Origin of the sequence: Methanothermobacter tenebrarum (assembly GCF_003264935.1) — an archaeon.
Taxonomy (GTDB): Archaea; Methanobacteriota; Methanobacteria; order Methanobacteriales; family DSM-23052; genus Methanothermobacter_A; species Methanothermobacter_A tenebrarum_A.
Genome location: NZ_QLOE01000001.1, coordinates 104,489 through 120,441, shown reverse-complemented (window position 1 = coordinate 120,441; position 15,953 = coordinate 104,489). Strand labels below are relative to the sequence as shown.

Sequence of the window (15,953 nt, the reverse complement as noted above, 5' to 3'; positions counted from 1 at the left end):
CACCCCATAGAATTTTTATAAAGGTAAAATTGAAGCCCCCTAGGAGGTGTTCACTTGTGGAAGAAGGAGCCTATCTCCTTGAGAGCCTTCTTTATATTCTCTTTTTCTCCGTAGACTGCTATTAGGTCGTCTTCTTCGAATTCTATTATGAGTTTGTATTCTTCTGCTATTTCTTGGATTCTGTCCTCTGCTAGTGGCTCTTGGAGGTGGACCCTTGCAAGTGAGAATCCTGGTGGCGCCCCGATTATGAAGCGTGCTCTCGGCTCTGGCACCTTATATATTTCTTCCCCTAGTGAGGCCCTTTTAAGTTTTTCGATCCATTGTCCTTGGTAGTCTTTGTCGACAGATTCTGCGATCTCTAGTAGGGTCTCCTGGATCTCGTTTAGCATCTCGTTTATTCTTTTTAATTCTTTTATCATCTTGGGATTGGTCGTGTCTGTCTTATAAAAGTTTATTGATGCTTTTACTAGTCGCATTTCCTCGTTTATACTCTTAGGTACCTCCAATCCCCTCTTTTTCAAATCTGTTAATAATCCTAGGAGTACCATCCAGGTTTGTTCTACTGGTAGGGTCATATGTGTCCTTCCAGTATCTTTAATGTGGTGTAGTTTATCTTGGCACCTGCCTCTTTAAGTTCTTCTTTGATCTCATCTAGGCTATTATAAGATTCTAGGAATAGTACGTGGTAGCTGTTGGTGCCTACTATGTTGAGTACCGCTATTTCATCATCTTCTTTAATCTTCTTCTTTTTTAGTGCTGCGTGGAAGTCTGCAAATTTAACGTATTCTTCGGGCAATTCTGAGTATTTATAGATTCCGCGCAATGTTGCTATGAACAATATGGATACACCTCAAATTTAAAGTTTATATAAAAACTAGGAGTGTTTGTTATATAAGTAATTTTCTAAGAAAAAAATGGGAGAAAAAGATAAGATGGGGGATTTTCTATTCTCCCCCTATTGTGATATCTTTCTCGGCTAAAGATTCCTCTATCTTCCTTATCACTGGATCCACTTCAACGTTGTGAGCGTCTATGACTATGTCTCTTATGTCAAGATCCATTGCAAGTCCTAGCAGTTGCGCAAGGTGAAGTACTGGCATGTTATATTCTTCTCCGAATTTCTCCTTAATCTCTATCTGGCCCCTGTCGAATTGTAGGTGGCAGAATGGGCACACATTAACTATTACATCGGCTCCTGCTTCTTGCATGTTTATTATCTTTTCTCTTGTGAAGTCTAATGCCACTTCTAGGTCTCGTGATCTTACACCTCCACCTGCGCCGCAGCACATCATCTTATCCTTGTATGGTATTGATTTCGCGCCTGTAACCTCCACTAGCTCGTCTAAGATGGTTGGATTTTCTGGGTTGTCAATACCGATCTCTTCACTTGGTTTTAGGAAGTGGCAACCATAGTGTACTGCCACGTTTAAATTAAGAGGTTTTTTGATGAGTTCTGATAATTTGTCGAGTCCAACGTCATTATATAATACTTCAGCGAAGTGTCTTACGTTGACAGTTCCCTTGTATTCTCTGCCAACTTCTTTGAGTACTTCATTGACCTTGTTTCTCATTTCCTCGTTTTCTTTGAGTAAGTGGTTCGCCTCAAATAGTGAACCGAAGCACCCGTTACATTCTGTCATGAGGTCTGCGTCCATTCCCTCTGCGATTGTTATGTTCCTTGCTGCGATGGATGCCCATGTTGTCCTGTCGAATGATCCGAAGACTCCAGGGGCTGGGCAGCAGGATGCTCCTTCCATGTCCTTTAATTCTATTCCTAGTTTGTCGAATAATACGCGTGTTGCTTTTTCTATCCCAGGGTACCTGTTGTTCATTATGCAACCTAAAAAGTATGCGAATGCCATCTTTCTAGCCTCCCCCATTTTATTCTATTTCACCTGTTTCCCAATTGTATCCTATAAGTGAATCGAATCCTGTCGTTTTTATGATTTTCTGAACTTCTTCGAGGGCTTCTGGGAATGAATGTGTTGTTGGTGGCAGTTCTCCCAAGCCTACAGCGTCCCTTAATTGTTTTGTGGTGTCATCTATTGGCACTCCGTGGCCTGTTTTTATAACGAATGAGCCGACGGCCTTGTGTACTGGGGACATGTATCCTGCTTTGGCTGCTTCGTTTCTTATTAGTTTTACAACGTCAACTATTTTGACTTTCCTTGGGCATCTTTCCTGGCAGGAATAGCAGGTTGTGCACATCCATAGTGCTGGGTCTGATAAGAGCTGGTCTTTCAGTCCCATGTTTGCTTTTCTGATTATCTGCCGTACTTTGTAGGGTGTTCTCCTACCTGATGGGCAGGATCCTGTGCATGTTCCGCATTGGAAGCAGTATTCAAGGCTTTCTCCGCCAGCTGCTTTAACTTTTTCGGAGAATTCCATGTCTACATCACTTCTTCTTATAAGTTCTTCTTCTCCTTTTAACAGAGTCATTATATCACTCCTTTCAGGTTTTTCTTCTTTTTCAACTTTCTCTTCCTCGGTTTCTTCACTGACTTCCTCTTCTTTAACCTCTTCAGGTTTTTCTGGTTCTTCCTTAGCAACCTCTTCTTTAACCTCTTCAGGTTTTTCTGGTTCTTCCTTAGCAACCTCTTCTTTGGTTTCCTTTTCCTCTTTGGCTTTAACCTCTTCTTTCGCTGGTTTCTCTGTTTCTTTTTCTTCGGGTTTTTCTTCACCTATTAATAATCTTTTTAGGCGTTCTAGTATGGACATTGTTTTCACGCCCTACCATTAGGGGGGGTTGTCACTGGTTCCCGTATTTCGGGTCTGGAAGTGATCAGTATATATAGGTTACTAAAAATCACAAAAGTGTAACCTTTTAGGTTACACCCTTTGAGGTTATATGCCACTAAAAAAGATAAAAAAAATTATGGGGGGTTTATAGAGGATGAGAAAAATGAAAAAGTTTGAGATAAAAATCCATGATGGACCTGCCCGTCTAGGTATAATAGATGGAATAGAGACCCCAACAATCATAGACTATAGAAAAATAGACTTTGCAAGGGATCAGCCCACCCCCTATAATGTGCCCATTGAAATAGCCAAGTGGAGTGTGAAGGAAACAATAAAAAATGCCCAGCCTTCAAGGAACGAATATGCTGTAATCCATGGTGCGAAATACTTAGATTTGAGGGTTAAATGTGCGATGGAACTTGAAAACATAGGCTTTAAAAAGCTGATAATAGCAAATGGGGACGAATTACTCACAAAACCAATGGACCTTGTAAGATTAGTGGTTAAAATCCGTGAAAGCATAAAACCAGACACCATATTATGTTTTCCCTATGCAGAACCCCCATTCATACCAATATTAGTCTATATGGGTGTTGATCTTTTTACAGATGCAATATGCAGATTCTACAGTTACCTTAACATTCTAATGACACCTAACCACTCTTACCAATTAGACAAATATAAAATATATGAATTAGATGAGAGTGAACTCTACAACTACAATAAGGAAACCCTAGATTTTGTTATAAGGGAAGTAAGAGAGCACATAAAAATGGGAACCCTCAGGAACCTTGTAGAGGAAAAAGCAGCAACTTCACCAGCTAACATGACGGCCCTGCGCATACTAGATGATGAATTCCAAGAATATCTTCAAAAGTATACACGATTATACTGATCTCCTTGCCAATAGAAGATAATGGTATGGTCCAACATCCTCTAATTTTAACGTGTAAAAACCATAAACTTTTATAATATCAGAGGTTTCATCAGGATCTAGTCTTAAAGAGGGATGGGGTCCAACTCTGCTTCTTTTTTTGAATTCCACAATGGCTAGTGCACCATCAGGTTTCAGCACCCTCCTTATCTCCATCATAGCTGGTCTAATTCTCTTATTAGCTACTAAACCGTGTAGTACGTTAGCCATGAGATATATGTCTACAGTAGCCTCTGGGATTGGTAGTTTACCTGTTATATCCCCGACTATCGCCTCTATGTTTTCTATGTTTTTATCTTTTATTGTCTTTTTTAGGATGTTAATGGATTTTTCATAGATGTCAATGGCATAGATTTTACCGGTGCCAATGGCCTTTGAAGCTTCAATTGATATGAAACCGTCACCACAACCTGCGTCAACTAATATCATCCCATCTTTTATTTTCAAGGCTTCTATGACATTCTTTGCGTTTAGTATGTCCCTTGTTGTTTTACCAGCGTCTTGGTGTTTCATTTTATCACTTCAGTATGTCTGGTGGTGCTCCCCCTATTTCTATAAGATATTCTGCTTCAAGGAAGTGTAAAGTTGATGGGATGATCAGACAATGCAATGGTCTTCCAAAATCCTCCACTATTAACCTTTTTATCAAGTCGGCTCTTATCAACGGATCAGATGATCCTACCCTGGCTAATACAACAGCAAGGGTGTTCAAGTCGATTATGTTCTCTTTTCTCTCTTTTTCAACTCTTAGAAGATATTCTAGGCCCTCGTTTGCACTCATATACCTGTTTTCCTCAGCTTTTATATCTAAGAGTATGAGGGTGTGAGCGTTATATTCCAGATTATCTTTGATTGTGAGGTATGGTGAGTGTGGAAAATAGTTTTTTTCTGGGAATGGTATTGTTGTTGTTTTACCGAATTTGTATATTTGTAGGCCTGCTAGACCCGGGGCTGCTGAGAAAATGGATGATGAGTGTATGATCCTTGTTTTAATGTTCTTTTTACGCGCCTCTAATATGAGGTTGGAATGTGTTGTGGCGACTAGCGGATCCCCTGGCACTAATAATGCCACGTCTTCTCCTTGGGCGTATTTTAGTGGTGTCATATCCTCCTCTATCTCTTCCCTTGCAAGTATCTTAACATCCTTCCCGGTTTTCTCTCTTATTGTTGATAGTTTCTGATCTTTTAATTTTGCAGTGTAGAATTCTGCGAATATCCTATCGCATCTTTTTAGTGTTTTCATGCCCTTGATTGAAATGTCATCTTCATCATAGAGTCCTAGGCCTATAATATAGAGCATATGGGACCCGCCCTCCTGGTACAAGTTTAAATCCTATATTATATATTATTTGTAAGATTTAAGTTTGGGGAGGTTAATTATTTTGAAGGCTCTTAGGGTTCCTAAAAGGCACGCAAATACCATAATAAAAAGACTTGTCAAGGATTCTCTTATAAATACTAATTTTAAGATTAAAAGGGATGAAAAGTTCGTTTTCATACCACTAAAGGGACCCGTAGATCCTAAAATGATACATGATAGCGCTTCAATCATTGAAACGGAATTCAAAGAGAAGGAAAAGCGCCCACGAGACTTTAAGGAAATCTTAAAGGATAAAATAGAGGATGAACTCCTTGCGGATATAAGAAGATCATTCGATATTATAGGTGACATTGTAATTTTGGAAATCCCAGAAGAATTGGAAGAATACAAACACTTGATAGGAGAGGCCGCTTTAAAATTCACGAAAAAGCGAGGAGTATTCAGGAAAAAAAGCAAAGTTAAAGGCATTAAACGTATAAGGGAGTTCGAACATCTTGCAGGTGAACATTCAACTGAAACAATCCATGTGGAATACTCCACAAGGATAAAACTAGACATAAAGAAAGTCTATTTCAACCCTAGGCTCGCCAATGAAAGAGAAAGAATCGCAAGGCAAGTAAAAGAAGGAGAAATAGTACTTGACATGTTTGCAGGTGTCGGACCATTTTCCCTCGCCATCGCAAGATACAAAAAAGCCTCCAAGATCTATGCTGTTGATATCAATCCCACAGCAATAGAATACCTAAAAGAGAATATCAGATTAAACAAGGCCCATGAAATCATACCATGCCATGGTGACATAAGAGAGGTTGCAGAGAAAATCCCCGAGAAAGTTGATAGAATCATAATGAATCTCCCAGCAAGTGCAAAGGAATTCCTAGACCTAGCATTAAAACTGGTAAAAGATGGTGGAATAATACATTACTATGAATTTGCAAGGGACTTCGAAACCCCAATAAAAAATCTATTAGAGGCTGCGCAGCCATTTAAGGTTAAAATACTCCACAAAAGAATGGTCAAGTCAAAGAGTCCTGGGGTTTGGCAAATCGCAATCGATGCAAAAATCCAGAAAACCTAGAGGGGGTCTATTATACCATCCTCTGTGATTATAGCAGTTATAAGATCAGATGGTACAATATCAAATGCAGGATTAAAAACCTCAGTATCCTTTGGGGCTATCCTACAACCACCATAATATAATACCTCATCAGAGCCCCTCTCCTCAATGATAGTATCATATATACTATTTTCCTCATCAAAGGTACTCATAGGAGCCGCAACATAAAATGGCACCTTAAACCTTTTAGCAGCTAATGCAACCATCAATGAGCCTATCTTATTAACAACACCACCCTTGGCGATCCTATCAGCTCCAATAATCACCTTATCGATTTCTCCTTGTTGCATAAGGTAACCAGAGGCACTATCCACTATAAGCTTTACAGGGATGTTCTCCATTTGAAGCTCCCATACACTTAAACGGGCTCCTTGGCCCAATGGCCTTGTTTCATTACAAAATACTTTCACGCGTTTACCCTTGTTATGGGCTGCCCTTATAACTCCAAGGGCTGTTCCATAATCTACGCATGCAAGGGCTCCGGCGTTACAATGTGTGAGAATAGTATCTCCATCATCGATTAAAGCAGCCCCGTGCTCCCCAATAGCCCTTGTAGTCTCCATATCCTCCCTGTATATTCTGAGGGCTTCTTCTAGTGGGGAATCAGAGGATAGTGTTCTTTTAACTGCCCATTGGAGGTTTATTGCTGTTGGCCGTGAATTTCTAATCTCCTGGGCGGCCTTTTCAAGGTCTTCATTGGCGAGGTCTGCTAGTGCGACTGCGAAGGCGGCTGCCACTCCTATGGCTGGTGCTCCCCTCACCACCATATTTTTTATGGCGAATATAACATCCTTGTAATTTTCACATTTGAAATATTCGAGTTTGTCTGGTAGTTTGCGTTGGTCTATTAGTAGTAGATGGTTTTTTTCCCATTTAATGGTTTTCAAGGGGGATCACCATATTTAGTAGTGGCTTGCTGGTGTAATGTCTAAGTGTTTGTCTTTTTTGCCTGGTATACCATAGGCGTCTGCACGACATTGCATACAAGCCCTGAATACTGGTATTATCTTTTCTACTTCGGCTCTTGCTTTTTCTATCTGTGCACATGTTGGCCTGGGATAATCTTTCATCTCAGCTAGGGGTATTAGTGGTATTATGTTCATTAGGGATGCTCCCCTCTTTTTAACTTCTCGGGCTATATCAGTGATGTGTTTGTCATTTAATCCTGGTATGAGTACTGTGTTGACTTTGACTATGATACCGTTTTTGGCGGCCTTTTCTATGCCCTCGAGTTGATTTTTGGAGAGTATCTTGAAGGCTTCTCTTCCCTTGTAAACTTTCCCCTTGTATATGACATGTGAGTATATTTTCTCGCCTATTTCTGGGTCTATTGCATTTACTGTGACTGTTATTGTTTTTACGCCGAGTTTGGCTAGTTCATCCGCCTTTTCTGGGAGTAAGAGGCCGTTGGTGCTCATACACTTTATAAGGTCTGGGAATTTCTCATTGACTCGTTTGAAGAATTCGAATGTTTCTTCATTGGCTAGAGCGTCACCTGGACCGGCGACGCCTATTACAGATATCGGCATCTCCTTCGTGACCTTTTCAACGTGTTTTATGGCGTCGTCCACGCTCATGACCCTTGCTGTTACCCCTGGGCGCATTTCACACTCGCTTATCTCTCTGGTGCAAAATTTGCAATGTATGTTACATTTTGGGGCGATGGGTAGGTGTATTCTACCTACTTTGTCGTGGATTTTCTCATTGAAACATGGGTGGGCCTTTGTTATGTGGGCGAATCTTGTCTGGCGTGGTATTACCATCTTCTTTCAGCTCCCACTTTTTTGATCATGTTATCTGCTTTTTTTATCCATTCTTCTTGGAGTATTTCATCGGTGCATACCATTGCTATTATATTATCAGTGGAAATGTCCCTTATAACGCGGAAACCCTCTGGTATTATCCTGAATATTGCATCATATATTTTCTTTCTGAGGGTCTCTTGGGGGTCGTGGACAATCAGGCCTTCTAGTTTGACAGTAGGGTTTTCGATTATTATCTCAAATCTTGTTGGTTGTTGTATTTTTTCTCTTCCTTCTAGTCTCCAGAGCTTTTCAAGTAACTGGGGGAGGTATGTTTCATCTGTTATGCGTAGGTGGAGTTTGTTTTCTTCTTTGTCATATTCTGGTATTGCCATATCCTCTAGGTAAACTGGGGATGCTGCCTTGGCGAATTTGACCACTATTATAAATACTGGTTCTCTGGGGTCTGCGAATATTTGCAGGTCCTCTATTGCTCTTCCGAGTTGCAGGTCTTGGAGTACCTGTTTTACTACTAGTTCATATGCTTCGGCGCCTTCACGATCATAGCATTCCACTTTCATCTTTTTCCCCTATTCTGTTTTTGCCATGCCTGATACAAGTAGGGCGGCTCCAACCGCTCCTATGTATTGGGAATTTTCTGGTACTATTATGTCTATGCCTCCTAGGATGTCGCTCATGGCCTTTACTAGTCCTTCGATGAGTGATGTCCCACCTACTTGTATTACTGGTTCTCTCACGTCGATTTCTTGGAGTTGTTGTTCGTAGACTTGTTCTGCTACTGAATAGCATGCTGCCGCTGCCACGTCTTCTCTGGTGCTTCCTGCTGCTAGTGCTGTTACGAGGTCTTGGATTCCGAATACTATGCAGTAACTGTCTAAGGGTGTTCTACGGTAGTCTCCTTGGATGGCGAGTGAGCCCAGTTCTGTTATCTCTACTCCTAGTCTGCGTGCTGTTATCTCTAGGAATCTTCCTGAGGCTCCTGCGCAGATCCCCCCCATTGTGAAGTTGTCTGGTATGCTGTCATGTACTGTTATAACCTTATTGTCCATTCCTCCTATGTCTATGACTGTTGCTTCACCTTTCTGGTGGTTTGCTAGGAATACTGCGCCTTTGGAGTTCACACTTAACTCTTCTTGTATTAGGTCTGCGTTGAAGTGTCTTCCTATGGTGAGTCTACCGTATCCTGTGACTCCCATCCCTTCTATGTCTTCTAGTTTGTAGTCTGTTTCCTTGAAGGCTTCTTTCATTCCTTCTTCCGCGGAGCTTATAACGTCTGTTGTGGGTGTCCATCCTGTTCCTATGATTTCATTGTTCTCCATGAGCACTACCTTGGTTGTTGTTGAACCTGAGTCTATCCCTAGTGTGAGGCCTTCCTGTTTTTCCCTTGCTAATATGCTTTTTCTAGATACTATGGTTGAAAGTGCTTCCATTCTAATGAATAGTTCATCTGCTTTGGTTCTTTCTGTGAATGAGTAGGTTACAACTGGTAATCTTGTGTTTTGTTGGATGAATCTTCTTATCTCGTTTCTTACAAGGGCTCCTTCAGCGCATCTGAAACAGGTTGCTATGAATACGGCGTCTGCGTCTGTTCTTCCTTCCACGACTGACATCGCCCTTGCTATCATGAGTTTTATACCTGAACTTGCACATTCAAAGCCGAATTTTTCATAAGCTTCATCTATATAATCTAGATCCGTTTCTGGGATGACTATTTCGGCTCCAAAGGTCTCAGCCGCCCTTTCTATCTCCTTTTGAACGCCACTGTATTCTGTACCACATGATATTTGGGCTATTTTAACCATTTTCAGCCTCCAATTCGTCTAAAAACGTGTTTATCTTATTAACTACTTCTATTGTCTCTTCTCGAGTCCTCGGATATTTTAATTCTAGTATGGGTATCTTTTTTTGTTTTAAGTAGTATACGCATAATTCATTCGTCCTTGAACATCCCATGCAACCGAAACCGAATGGAGCGTCCTCCATGATTATGGCAGCGTCAGCTTTTTCGATTAGGGGGCCGAATATTGACATGCGGCCTCTCACGCCTGAGGGGACTTCTATTGCCGCGTATTTAAGCCCTTTGAGGGGGTCTTCTTGTGTTATGTTGAATGGTGGTGAGTCGATCTCGGGGTCTGTCACCTTCTTTCTTATCTCCTTTTGCAATACTAGTGGCTCATGGCCTTTTCTCTCCACGAGATCTGCTAGTATAAGGGAGTTTGGTGGGAATATAGCCACTTTCAACTCTTAATCCTCCTTTCCCCTAGTTGGTCTTCTCGAAATTTCCCTAACGTCGGTGAATATGCCTTTTGTTATGTCCACGATACCTATGGCCGCTATAACTTCCCCTTTTTCTTTTAGTGGGACTACGATGACTGGCGTGCCCTTGTATGATCCCGTCTCTGGGATTTCTCTTGCTGTTTTCCCTGTTTTCAGGACCTTTTCAAGTACTGGTCCTGTGTAATTGTAGTCCAATATTTTGCCCTCTTCTATTCTGAGGCCTTTTTTTTCTCTGCTTCTTATTGTGAGGGGTAGGCGTCCTACAAGTTCATGTATGCAAGTTGCGAGTTCTTCGAGTTCTTTACCGGTTGATGATGGGGTTATCTCCATTTTAAACCCTCATTATATTCTTGGCTATTTTCTTGAATGTGTTGATGTCTATTCTTTTTTTCTCATGGAGGCTTACCTTTTGTGGCTTGGAGAGGGCTTCGCTCACATATCCTAATAGTTTGAATTCTTTTTCGAGTTGGTGGAAGCCTTCTCTCGCACCACCCCTATGTGCCCTGCACCTTCTAGGGTCTCCTGGTGGGAATCCCCTCTCTTTTAGGAATATGTTGTTTGGGTCGAATTCTCTTATCTCTTTGGCGGCTCTTTCCACGAGTTCTTTTTCTCCGTGGATTAGCGCACCATAGCAGGTGGATTTTATTGTGAGGGGTAAACCCATCATATGTATTTTGTGGACGAGTTCGGCAGGGCTTAGGTTTGCATTCGGCCCTAGTATTATCATCCTCGTGGATTCATCTTGGCTTTTTTTCTCTAACATAGACTGTATCTCCTTCTTTGAATTTTTCAACATTTTCCAAGCCCTTTGTTATCCTCCCTATTATGTTGGTGGCGTTGAATGGTTCGCCTGTTGGGCCGAATTCGTCATTGTCTTCGAGTCTTACTCCTATTAGGCCCACGTGGTGGCGTGACATGTTAGTCACTCCTACTTCTCCTGCTTTGACACATCCTGTTGGGGTGTTTTCTGGTATTATGCCCTTGGCTTCGCTTTTATCGCCTTTGAACATTACTACTTTCATGCCTGGGAATGCGAAGTGGACTTCAATTGATCCTATTGGCGAGTCTATGAGCCCTGAGATTTTTTTGAAGTACCATGTTGAGCGTGGTGCTTTTTTATCCATTTCTATTTCTATTAATTTTTCTTCTTCGACGCCGAATGTTTTAACCTTCTTCTCTTTTAGGATGTCCATTGTGTATTTGGGGTCTTGTTTTACTATGATGGCTTTGTCGTCTTGTAGGCCGTCTCTTATCTGTTCTATGCCATGTTCTTCCAAGTATTTTTCCGCTTCTTTTTGTGTCATGTTAACTGTCATTATGCGGCCTGGTTCGCATTCTATTGTTATGTAGTCTCCTTGTCCTGCTATGTCTACTAGTTCCATCCCCTTTTGGACTGTTCCTATTAGGTTGTGTGATGGTGTTGAAACCCTGTCTTCCCTGTAGATGTATACGCGTCCAGCTCCTCGTCCCCTGTTTCTGAGGGTTACGCTCCCCCTTTTTCTCTGTTCTATGCGCTCCACGCCCTTCCTGATGCCTTCTAATGCGTAGAATCCTATGAAAGAATTTGATTCGTAGTCTACTTTGACTTTACCATCCTCTAGTAATGAGAAGAAGTGTTCGACCGATTCTGGGGAATCTCCGGTGGGCTTTACTTTGACGTAAGTGAATACTTGGTTTCCATCTTCTAGTATGGTGTCAAGGTCTGTTACGGCCGCGCTTTCCACTATGCTTCTGCGTTCTATTACTGGTTCGACTTCTTTGATGTAGTCGTCTTCTGTGAGTAGTAGTAATGTTCTTCTGCCTCCTGTTATCTTCGCGAAAACTCCCCTGTTGTATGGTGGTGCCCCGTATATGCTTGAGTGTTCATCTTTGCTGAATATTACGTGTGTGGATTCTGGGCTGAAACCTGAAAGGCTTAATATTACTTCATTTTTATCGTATTGGTGTTCTTGGTGTGTGGGTTCTAGGCTTGTTTTGATGGGGCCTATGGCTACCTCATCTGGTGTTGTCCATCTTATCCTCTGGCCTTTGAATTTTTTGTAATTTTCTCTCCATGCTTTTATGAGTGGGTTGATCTTTTCATCTTCTAGTATTTCGATTATGATGCTTCCTGCTGTTGTTTTGATCTTGTATTTGTTGATGTGTTTTTCGAATTCTTCTTTTCCTTTTATGATGCTTATGACCGAACCTTTTATGTGGGGGGCTTTTGTGGCTTTTATAGCATCTTTTACTGTGGAGCCTTCTGGTAGTTCGATTTCTTGGCCGTTGATTTTAATTAACAATTGTCCTCCCCCTTATTTTTGGGTTTCTTCTTGTATACCCATTATTAGGTCTTTTTCAAAATCAAATAGTGTCTTTTTTTCATCATCTAGGGTGATGTAAAGTTTTTTTTCGTTTATTATCTCCCCGGCGACGTTTGAAGTTATGTTAACTGATTCTAATAAGCTTATACATTCCCTTGTGTTTTCCGGTTTTGTTGTGAGGACGAAACCGGCGCCTGGGTATAATCGCAGCCAATCTTCCCATTTGATGCCCTTCTTCTTGGGGATCTTCTCTAATTCGATGGTCGCGCCAACATTTGACGCTTCCAGGAGCATTCCAAGGGTTCCTAGGGTCCCTGGGTTGCTTATGTCCTTGCCGGCTGTTAATAATTTTTTTGATGCGATTTCTTCCATTATTTTTATCTGGGCTCTTACAAGTTCTGGTTTCTTGTGGCTTGTGGTGTCCCAGTTGAGTGGGAAGCTTGGGTGTTGTCTGCCATCTAGGTCTATACCTATTATTATCTTATCCCCTGGTTTCGCATCACAGCTTGTTATGATGGCATCTTCAGAAACTAGGCCCGTTATTGAAACGTCTAGGGCGTTGTAGGGCGTGTCTGGGTGTACGTGGCCGCCTACCATTGGTACTCCGAATTTTTCCACGCCGTCTTTTATGCCCTCCATGACTTTCCTGCAGGTTTCTTTGTCCTTTACTGATAGTACGTTAACCATTCCAATGGGGGTGCCTCCCATGGCTGCGATGTCATTAACGTTGACTAGTACTGAGCAGTATCCTGCCCAGTATGGGTCTGCTTCCATTAGCCGCCCCCATATGCCATCAGCGGCTATTAGGAGTAGTTTACCGTCCCCGATGCGTATTGCAGATGCGTCATCTCCAAAACTAATATATGTTTTTCCTGATACCTTGTCAACGTCATTGAGTAGTGATACAACTTCTTTTATGGGTTTTTTACGTGTTATTCCCTCATAGTTTTTCACGGATTCTATAATTGAATCTAGATCCAATTGCCCACCTCAAAACCTATTATTTTATTTTTTTTATAAGGTAATCCACATCCATATTATCTATAATCTCTAATATCTTCTTTTTAAGATTTTCTATATCCTCTATTTCAATTGTATACTTCCTTTTAAAGATTTCATTGAAGATTTTGCGGCCTATTATATCATCTAATCCTTTTTCGAATTCTATTATCATGGACCCTTTTGTTTTGAAGCCTTTTTCCACCACTTTGTCAATGTCACCATCTGTGATCCCGATGATGGGCACGTCAAACCTGTAGAGTATGTCAGCGGCCACTAGGCTTGTGTCATCTCCTACTGTCACGACCAAATCTGAATCTTTTAGTTTGTATATGTCCTCTGCTGCATGATCTAGGAATGCTACTTTAAGTTTCTTTTTGGGTTTTCTTTTTTTGACTTTCCTTGGTTTGATGTTATCAGCTCTTCTGAGGAGTCCTGTTTTGACTATGGCCTCGTCCAGGTTTATTGGTCCAAGTTTTTCGACTCCATGTTTTTTTAGCTTGCCGCCGATGATCTTTTTTATTATTCCATCCTCTGCGACTAGTATGACATTTTCTGATGTTGCTTTGCCGATTACGATACCGTTTACGAAGATGTTTTCGTCTTTGGATACTCCTACTAGTTTCCTGTATACTCGTTTACCAGAGGTTTTCTCGTGGTTTTCGGGGGATAACTCCTTTATTATTTTTTCTGGTTTGATTAGTTGGAGGCCTATTTTGTCTGCGATTTCTTTTGCGAGTGGTTCCACTGCCTTGTGCCATGGGATTACTGTACCGTCTTTTTCACCGGGTCTTTCGATTTGTATGAGTTTTGGTTTTGTTTTTGTTTTCATGAAGACTTTGTAGCCGAATCCGTGGCCTGTGATTTTTGATTTCCCATAGTTGAGTAGGAAGATTATGTCGTGGTCTTCTTTTGCGAGTTTGTCTATTGATTGGCTTGGGAGTCTCTTTTTGGATATGTCGATTAGGTTTTCTAGGTGGGCGTCGTATACTGCTGTTCTTCCCATTGTGCCTCCGAGTAGTGCTTTGACTTTCCCATATTTTTCTAGGAATTTTATTATTTTGAGGGCGTATCCTGAGTCTACAATCTGTGGACCATGGACTACTACACCGATTTTCATGGTTTATCATTTCCTTTTCTTTTTTATGATTTTGGAGCCGCAGATTTCGCATTGTATGGAGGGGTGGTCTGGTGGGTATCTTTTTTTGCATCCTATACAGATTTTTTCCCATTGGTATATTTTATTTATGCCTTCTGTTATGACGCTTTTGAAGGGGATTTTTATTATTTTCATGATGTTTTGGATGGAGTAGTCGTCTGTGATCATCATCACTTTTTTATTTTCGTTTTTTAATTGTAGGGTTAATGCTATGATTTTTTTGTCGGTCTTTGACAATCTTAGGATGTCACCTGATTTTTCAGCGAGTTTTTCAGTCTTTTCGATGTATTCTTTTTTGGGGTTGATTATTTTAAGTTTGCCTTCTTCTAACGATTTTTCGAGGAGTATCCTTGATTTTAGGTCTTTTAGTTCTTCTGTGACTTCTGGTGTTGTATAATTTTTTTCATCGGATGGGGTGTATCCTCCTATGAATGCAGAAGAATCTAATATTTTATGATATTTTTTTAGTTTCATCTTTTCACACTATTATCAAATTTATGGTATCTTATTATAATATTTGGTGGGGTTTAAAGTTTTCATTTTATTGTTTGGCATTGTTATACCCTTTTTATTAGATTGGGCGAAAGGTTTTTAAATGCTTAAGAACATATACTTAGAATGGGTAGGGGTTAGGACATTCAAACTTATTTTGGTCGTCCAATTTGGAATCGAAGCCGCCTCCAATCCAAAGAAAAACCCTACCCCCACCATTTAAGGTAATTAAAGTATATTATTCCCTTCTTTTTGATAATAACCTTAATTATATCATGATAAAAAAGAGAATGAAAGGTTTTGAGCATGAGGAGTAGGACGATGGAGGAGCATAGGAGAATCGCACCATCCATGATAAAATGTGCTATAATAACCTTAAGTGATTCCCAGTCAAGGGAACATGGAACAGTTGAAAAACCACCATCCACTGACATTTCAGGCAAAATACTTTATGAAAATTTAAAGGATAAGTATCAGGTCATAGGATATAAGCTTATAGGTGATGATCCAGAGAATCTTATAGAAGCAGTGAATGATATGATCCGCAAGGGTGCTATGGTCATATTCACAACTGGTGGTACTGGGATCAGCAAAAAGGATATTACTATCGAAACTCTAAGAGGATTATTCGAGAAAGAATTGGAAGGTTTTGGGGAGATTTTTAGATACGAATCATATAAGGAATTAGGGGCTGGTGCGATCTTAACAAGGGCCACTGCAGGCATATACAAGGATTCTTTTATAATAGCACTTCCAGGTTCCCCTAATGCAGTTAAGATGGGGTTAAATATTATCATAGATGAGCTCGGACATATTATCAAACATGTGAAAGAACACCAAAACCGTTAA

20 protein-coding genes are annotated in these 15,953 nt (G+C 40.8%); 3 read left to right on the top strand and 17 right to left on the bottom strand.

The window, feature by feature from the left end; translation table 11 throughout:
• Positions 1-50: 50 nt before the first annotated feature.
• From DPC56_RS00660 to hdrC, 4 genes are all read right to left on the bottom strand, one after another.
• Positions 51-575, bottom strand: a complete 525-nt coding sequence (locus DPC56_RS00660) for a DUF2096 domain-containing protein (protein WP_112093137.1) — start codon at positions 573-575, stop codon at positions 51-53.
• Positions 572-838 carry a DUF749 domain-containing protein gene (locus DPC56_RS00655; RefSeq protein WP_112093136.1) on the bottom strand — a complete coding sequence of 89 codons (267 nt, stop codon included), beginning with the start codon at positions 836-838 and terminating at the stop codon, positions 572-574. Before DPC56_RS00655 ends, DPC56_RS00660 begins: the two co-directional genes overlap by 4 nt.
• A gap of 106 nt (positions 839-944) precedes the next feature.
• Positions 945-1,862 (bottom strand): CoB--CoM heterodisulfide reductase subunit B, encoded by a 918-nt coding sequence (gene hdrB / locus DPC56_RS00650; RefSeq protein WP_112093288.1) that lies wholly within the window; start codon positions 1,860-1,862, stop codon positions 945-947.
• Positions 1,863-1,881: 19 nt separating this feature from the next.
• The gene (gene hdrC, locus DPC56_RS00645) at positions 1,882-2,718 is read right to left on the bottom strand and encodes a CoB--CoM heterodisulfide reductase subunit C (protein WP_112093135.1); all 837 of its coding nucleotides are present in this window, start codon (positions 2,716-2,718) and stop codon (positions 1,882-1,884) included.
• 175 nt (positions 2,719-2,893) lie between these two features.
• On the opposite strand from hdrC, the gene DPC56_RS00640 reads away from it, so the two are divergent.
• Entirely contained in the window at positions 2,894-3,634 is a 741-nt protein-coding gene (locus tag DPC56_RS00640; RefSeq protein ID WP_245923800.1) for an archaeosine tRNA-ribosyltransferase, read from the top strand.
• Here DPC56_RS00640 and DPC56_RS00635 read toward each other — a convergent pair.
• Both DPC56_RS00635 and dph5 read right to left on the bottom strand, forming a co-directional pair.
• On the bottom strand, positions 3,626-4,186 hold the full coding sequence (locus tag DPC56_RS00635) for a class I SAM-dependent methyltransferase (RefSeq protein ID WP_112093134.1): 561 nt from the start codon (positions 4,184-4,186) through the stop codon (positions 3,626-3,628). The genes DPC56_RS00640 and DPC56_RS00635 overlap by 9 nt on opposite strands.
• Positions 4,187-4,190: 4 nt before the next feature.
• A complete protein-coding gene (gene dph5, locus DPC56_RS00630) occupies positions 4,191-4,973 on the bottom strand; it encodes a diphthine synthase (RefSeq protein ID WP_112093133.1) in 783 nt (260 codons plus the stop codon).
• 82 nt (positions 4,974-5,055) lie between these two features.
• Here dph5 and DPC56_RS00625 point away from each other — a divergent pair, with 82 nt between their 5' ends.
• Complete coding sequence (locus DPC56_RS00625) at positions 5,056-6,072, top strand: class I SAM-dependent methyltransferase (RefSeq protein ID WP_112093132.1); 1,017 nt, start codon at positions 5,056-5,058, stop codon at positions 6,070-6,072.
• On the opposite strand, the gene mtnA is transcribed toward DPC56_RS00625, so the two are convergent.
• The 11 genes from mtnA to DPC56_RS00570 are packed head-to-tail and all read right to left on the bottom strand — an operon-like array spanning position 6,069 to position 15,086.
• A complete protein-coding gene (gene mtnA, locus DPC56_RS00620; RefSeq protein WP_112093131.1) occupies positions 6,069-6,998 on the bottom strand; it encodes an S-methyl-5-thioribose-1-phosphate isomerase in 930 nt (309 codons plus the stop codon). The genes DPC56_RS00625 and mtnA overlap by 4 nt on opposite strands.
• Before the next feature lie 15 nt (positions 6,999-7,013).
• On the bottom strand, positions 7,014-7,874 hold the full coding sequence (gene nifB, locus DPC56_RS00615; protein WP_112093130.1) for a FeMo cofactor biosynthesis protein NifB: 861 nt from the start codon (positions 7,872-7,874) through the stop codon (positions 7,014-7,016).
• On the bottom strand, positions 7,868-8,434 hold the full coding sequence (locus DPC56_RS00610; protein WP_112093129.1) for a methanogenesis marker 17 protein: 567 nt from the start codon (positions 8,432-8,434) through the stop codon (positions 7,868-7,870). Before DPC56_RS00610 ends, nifB begins: the two co-directional genes overlap by 7 nt.
• A gap of 9 nt (positions 8,435-8,443) precedes the next feature.
• Positions 8,444-9,676: a methanogenesis marker 15 protein gene (locus tag DPC56_RS00605; protein WP_112093128.1), complete on the bottom strand. Its 1,233-nt coding sequence runs from the start codon at positions 9,674-9,676 to the stop codon at positions 8,444-8,446.
• The gene (locus DPC56_RS00600) at positions 9,669-10,115 is read right to left on the bottom strand and encodes a methanogenesis marker 5 protein (protein ID WP_112093127.1); all 447 of its coding nucleotides are present in this window, start codon (positions 10,113-10,115) and stop codon (positions 9,669-9,671) included. The genes DPC56_RS00605 and DPC56_RS00600 overlap by 8 nt, the downstream gene beginning before the upstream one ends.
• Before the next feature lie 3 nt (positions 10,116-10,118).
• Positions 10,119-10,481 (bottom strand): DUF2111 domain-containing protein, encoded by a 363-nt coding sequence (locus DPC56_RS00595; RefSeq protein ID WP_112093126.1) that lies wholly within the window; start codon positions 10,479-10,481, stop codon positions 10,119-10,121.
• A gap of 1 nt (position 10,482) precedes the next feature.
• Positions 10,483-10,947: a methanogenesis marker 6 protein gene (locus DPC56_RS00590; RefSeq protein ID WP_112093125.1), complete on the bottom strand. Its 465-nt coding sequence runs from the start codon at positions 10,945-10,947 to the stop codon at positions 10,483-10,485.
• Entirely contained in the window at positions 10,889-12,433 is a 1,545-nt protein-coding gene (gene mmp3 / locus DPC56_RS00585; RefSeq protein ID WP_112093124.1) for a methyl-coenzyme M reductase-associated protein Mmp3, read from the bottom strand. Before mmp3 ends, DPC56_RS00590 begins: the two co-directional genes overlap by 59 nt.
• A gap of 12 nt (positions 12,434-12,445) precedes the next feature.
• Complete coding sequence (locus DPC56_RS00580) at positions 12,446-13,435, bottom strand: methanogenesis marker 2 protein (RefSeq protein WP_112093123.1); 990 nt, start codon at positions 13,433-13,435, stop codon at positions 12,446-12,448.
• A 19-nt stretch (positions 13,436-13,454) separates the two neighbouring features.
• Positions 13,455-14,573 (bottom strand): DUF2117 domain-containing protein, encoded by a 1,119-nt coding sequence (locus DPC56_RS00575; RefSeq protein WP_112093122.1) that lies wholly within the window; start codon positions 14,571-14,573, stop codon positions 13,455-13,457.
• A gap of 6 nt (positions 14,574-14,579) precedes the next feature.
• Complete coding sequence (locus DPC56_RS00570; RefSeq protein WP_112093121.1) at positions 14,580-15,086, bottom strand: NOB1 family endonuclease; 507 nt, start codon at positions 15,084-15,086, stop codon at positions 14,580-14,582.
• Between the two features lie 324 nt (positions 15,087-15,410).
• Between DPC56_RS00570 and DPC56_RS00565 the strand changes: the two genes are divergently transcribed.
• The gene (locus tag DPC56_RS00565; RefSeq protein ID WP_112093120.1) at positions 15,411-15,953 is read left to right on the top strand and encodes a MogA/MoaB family molybdenum cofactor biosynthesis protein; all 543 of its coding nucleotides are present in this window, start codon (positions 15,411-15,413) and stop codon (positions 15,951-15,953) included.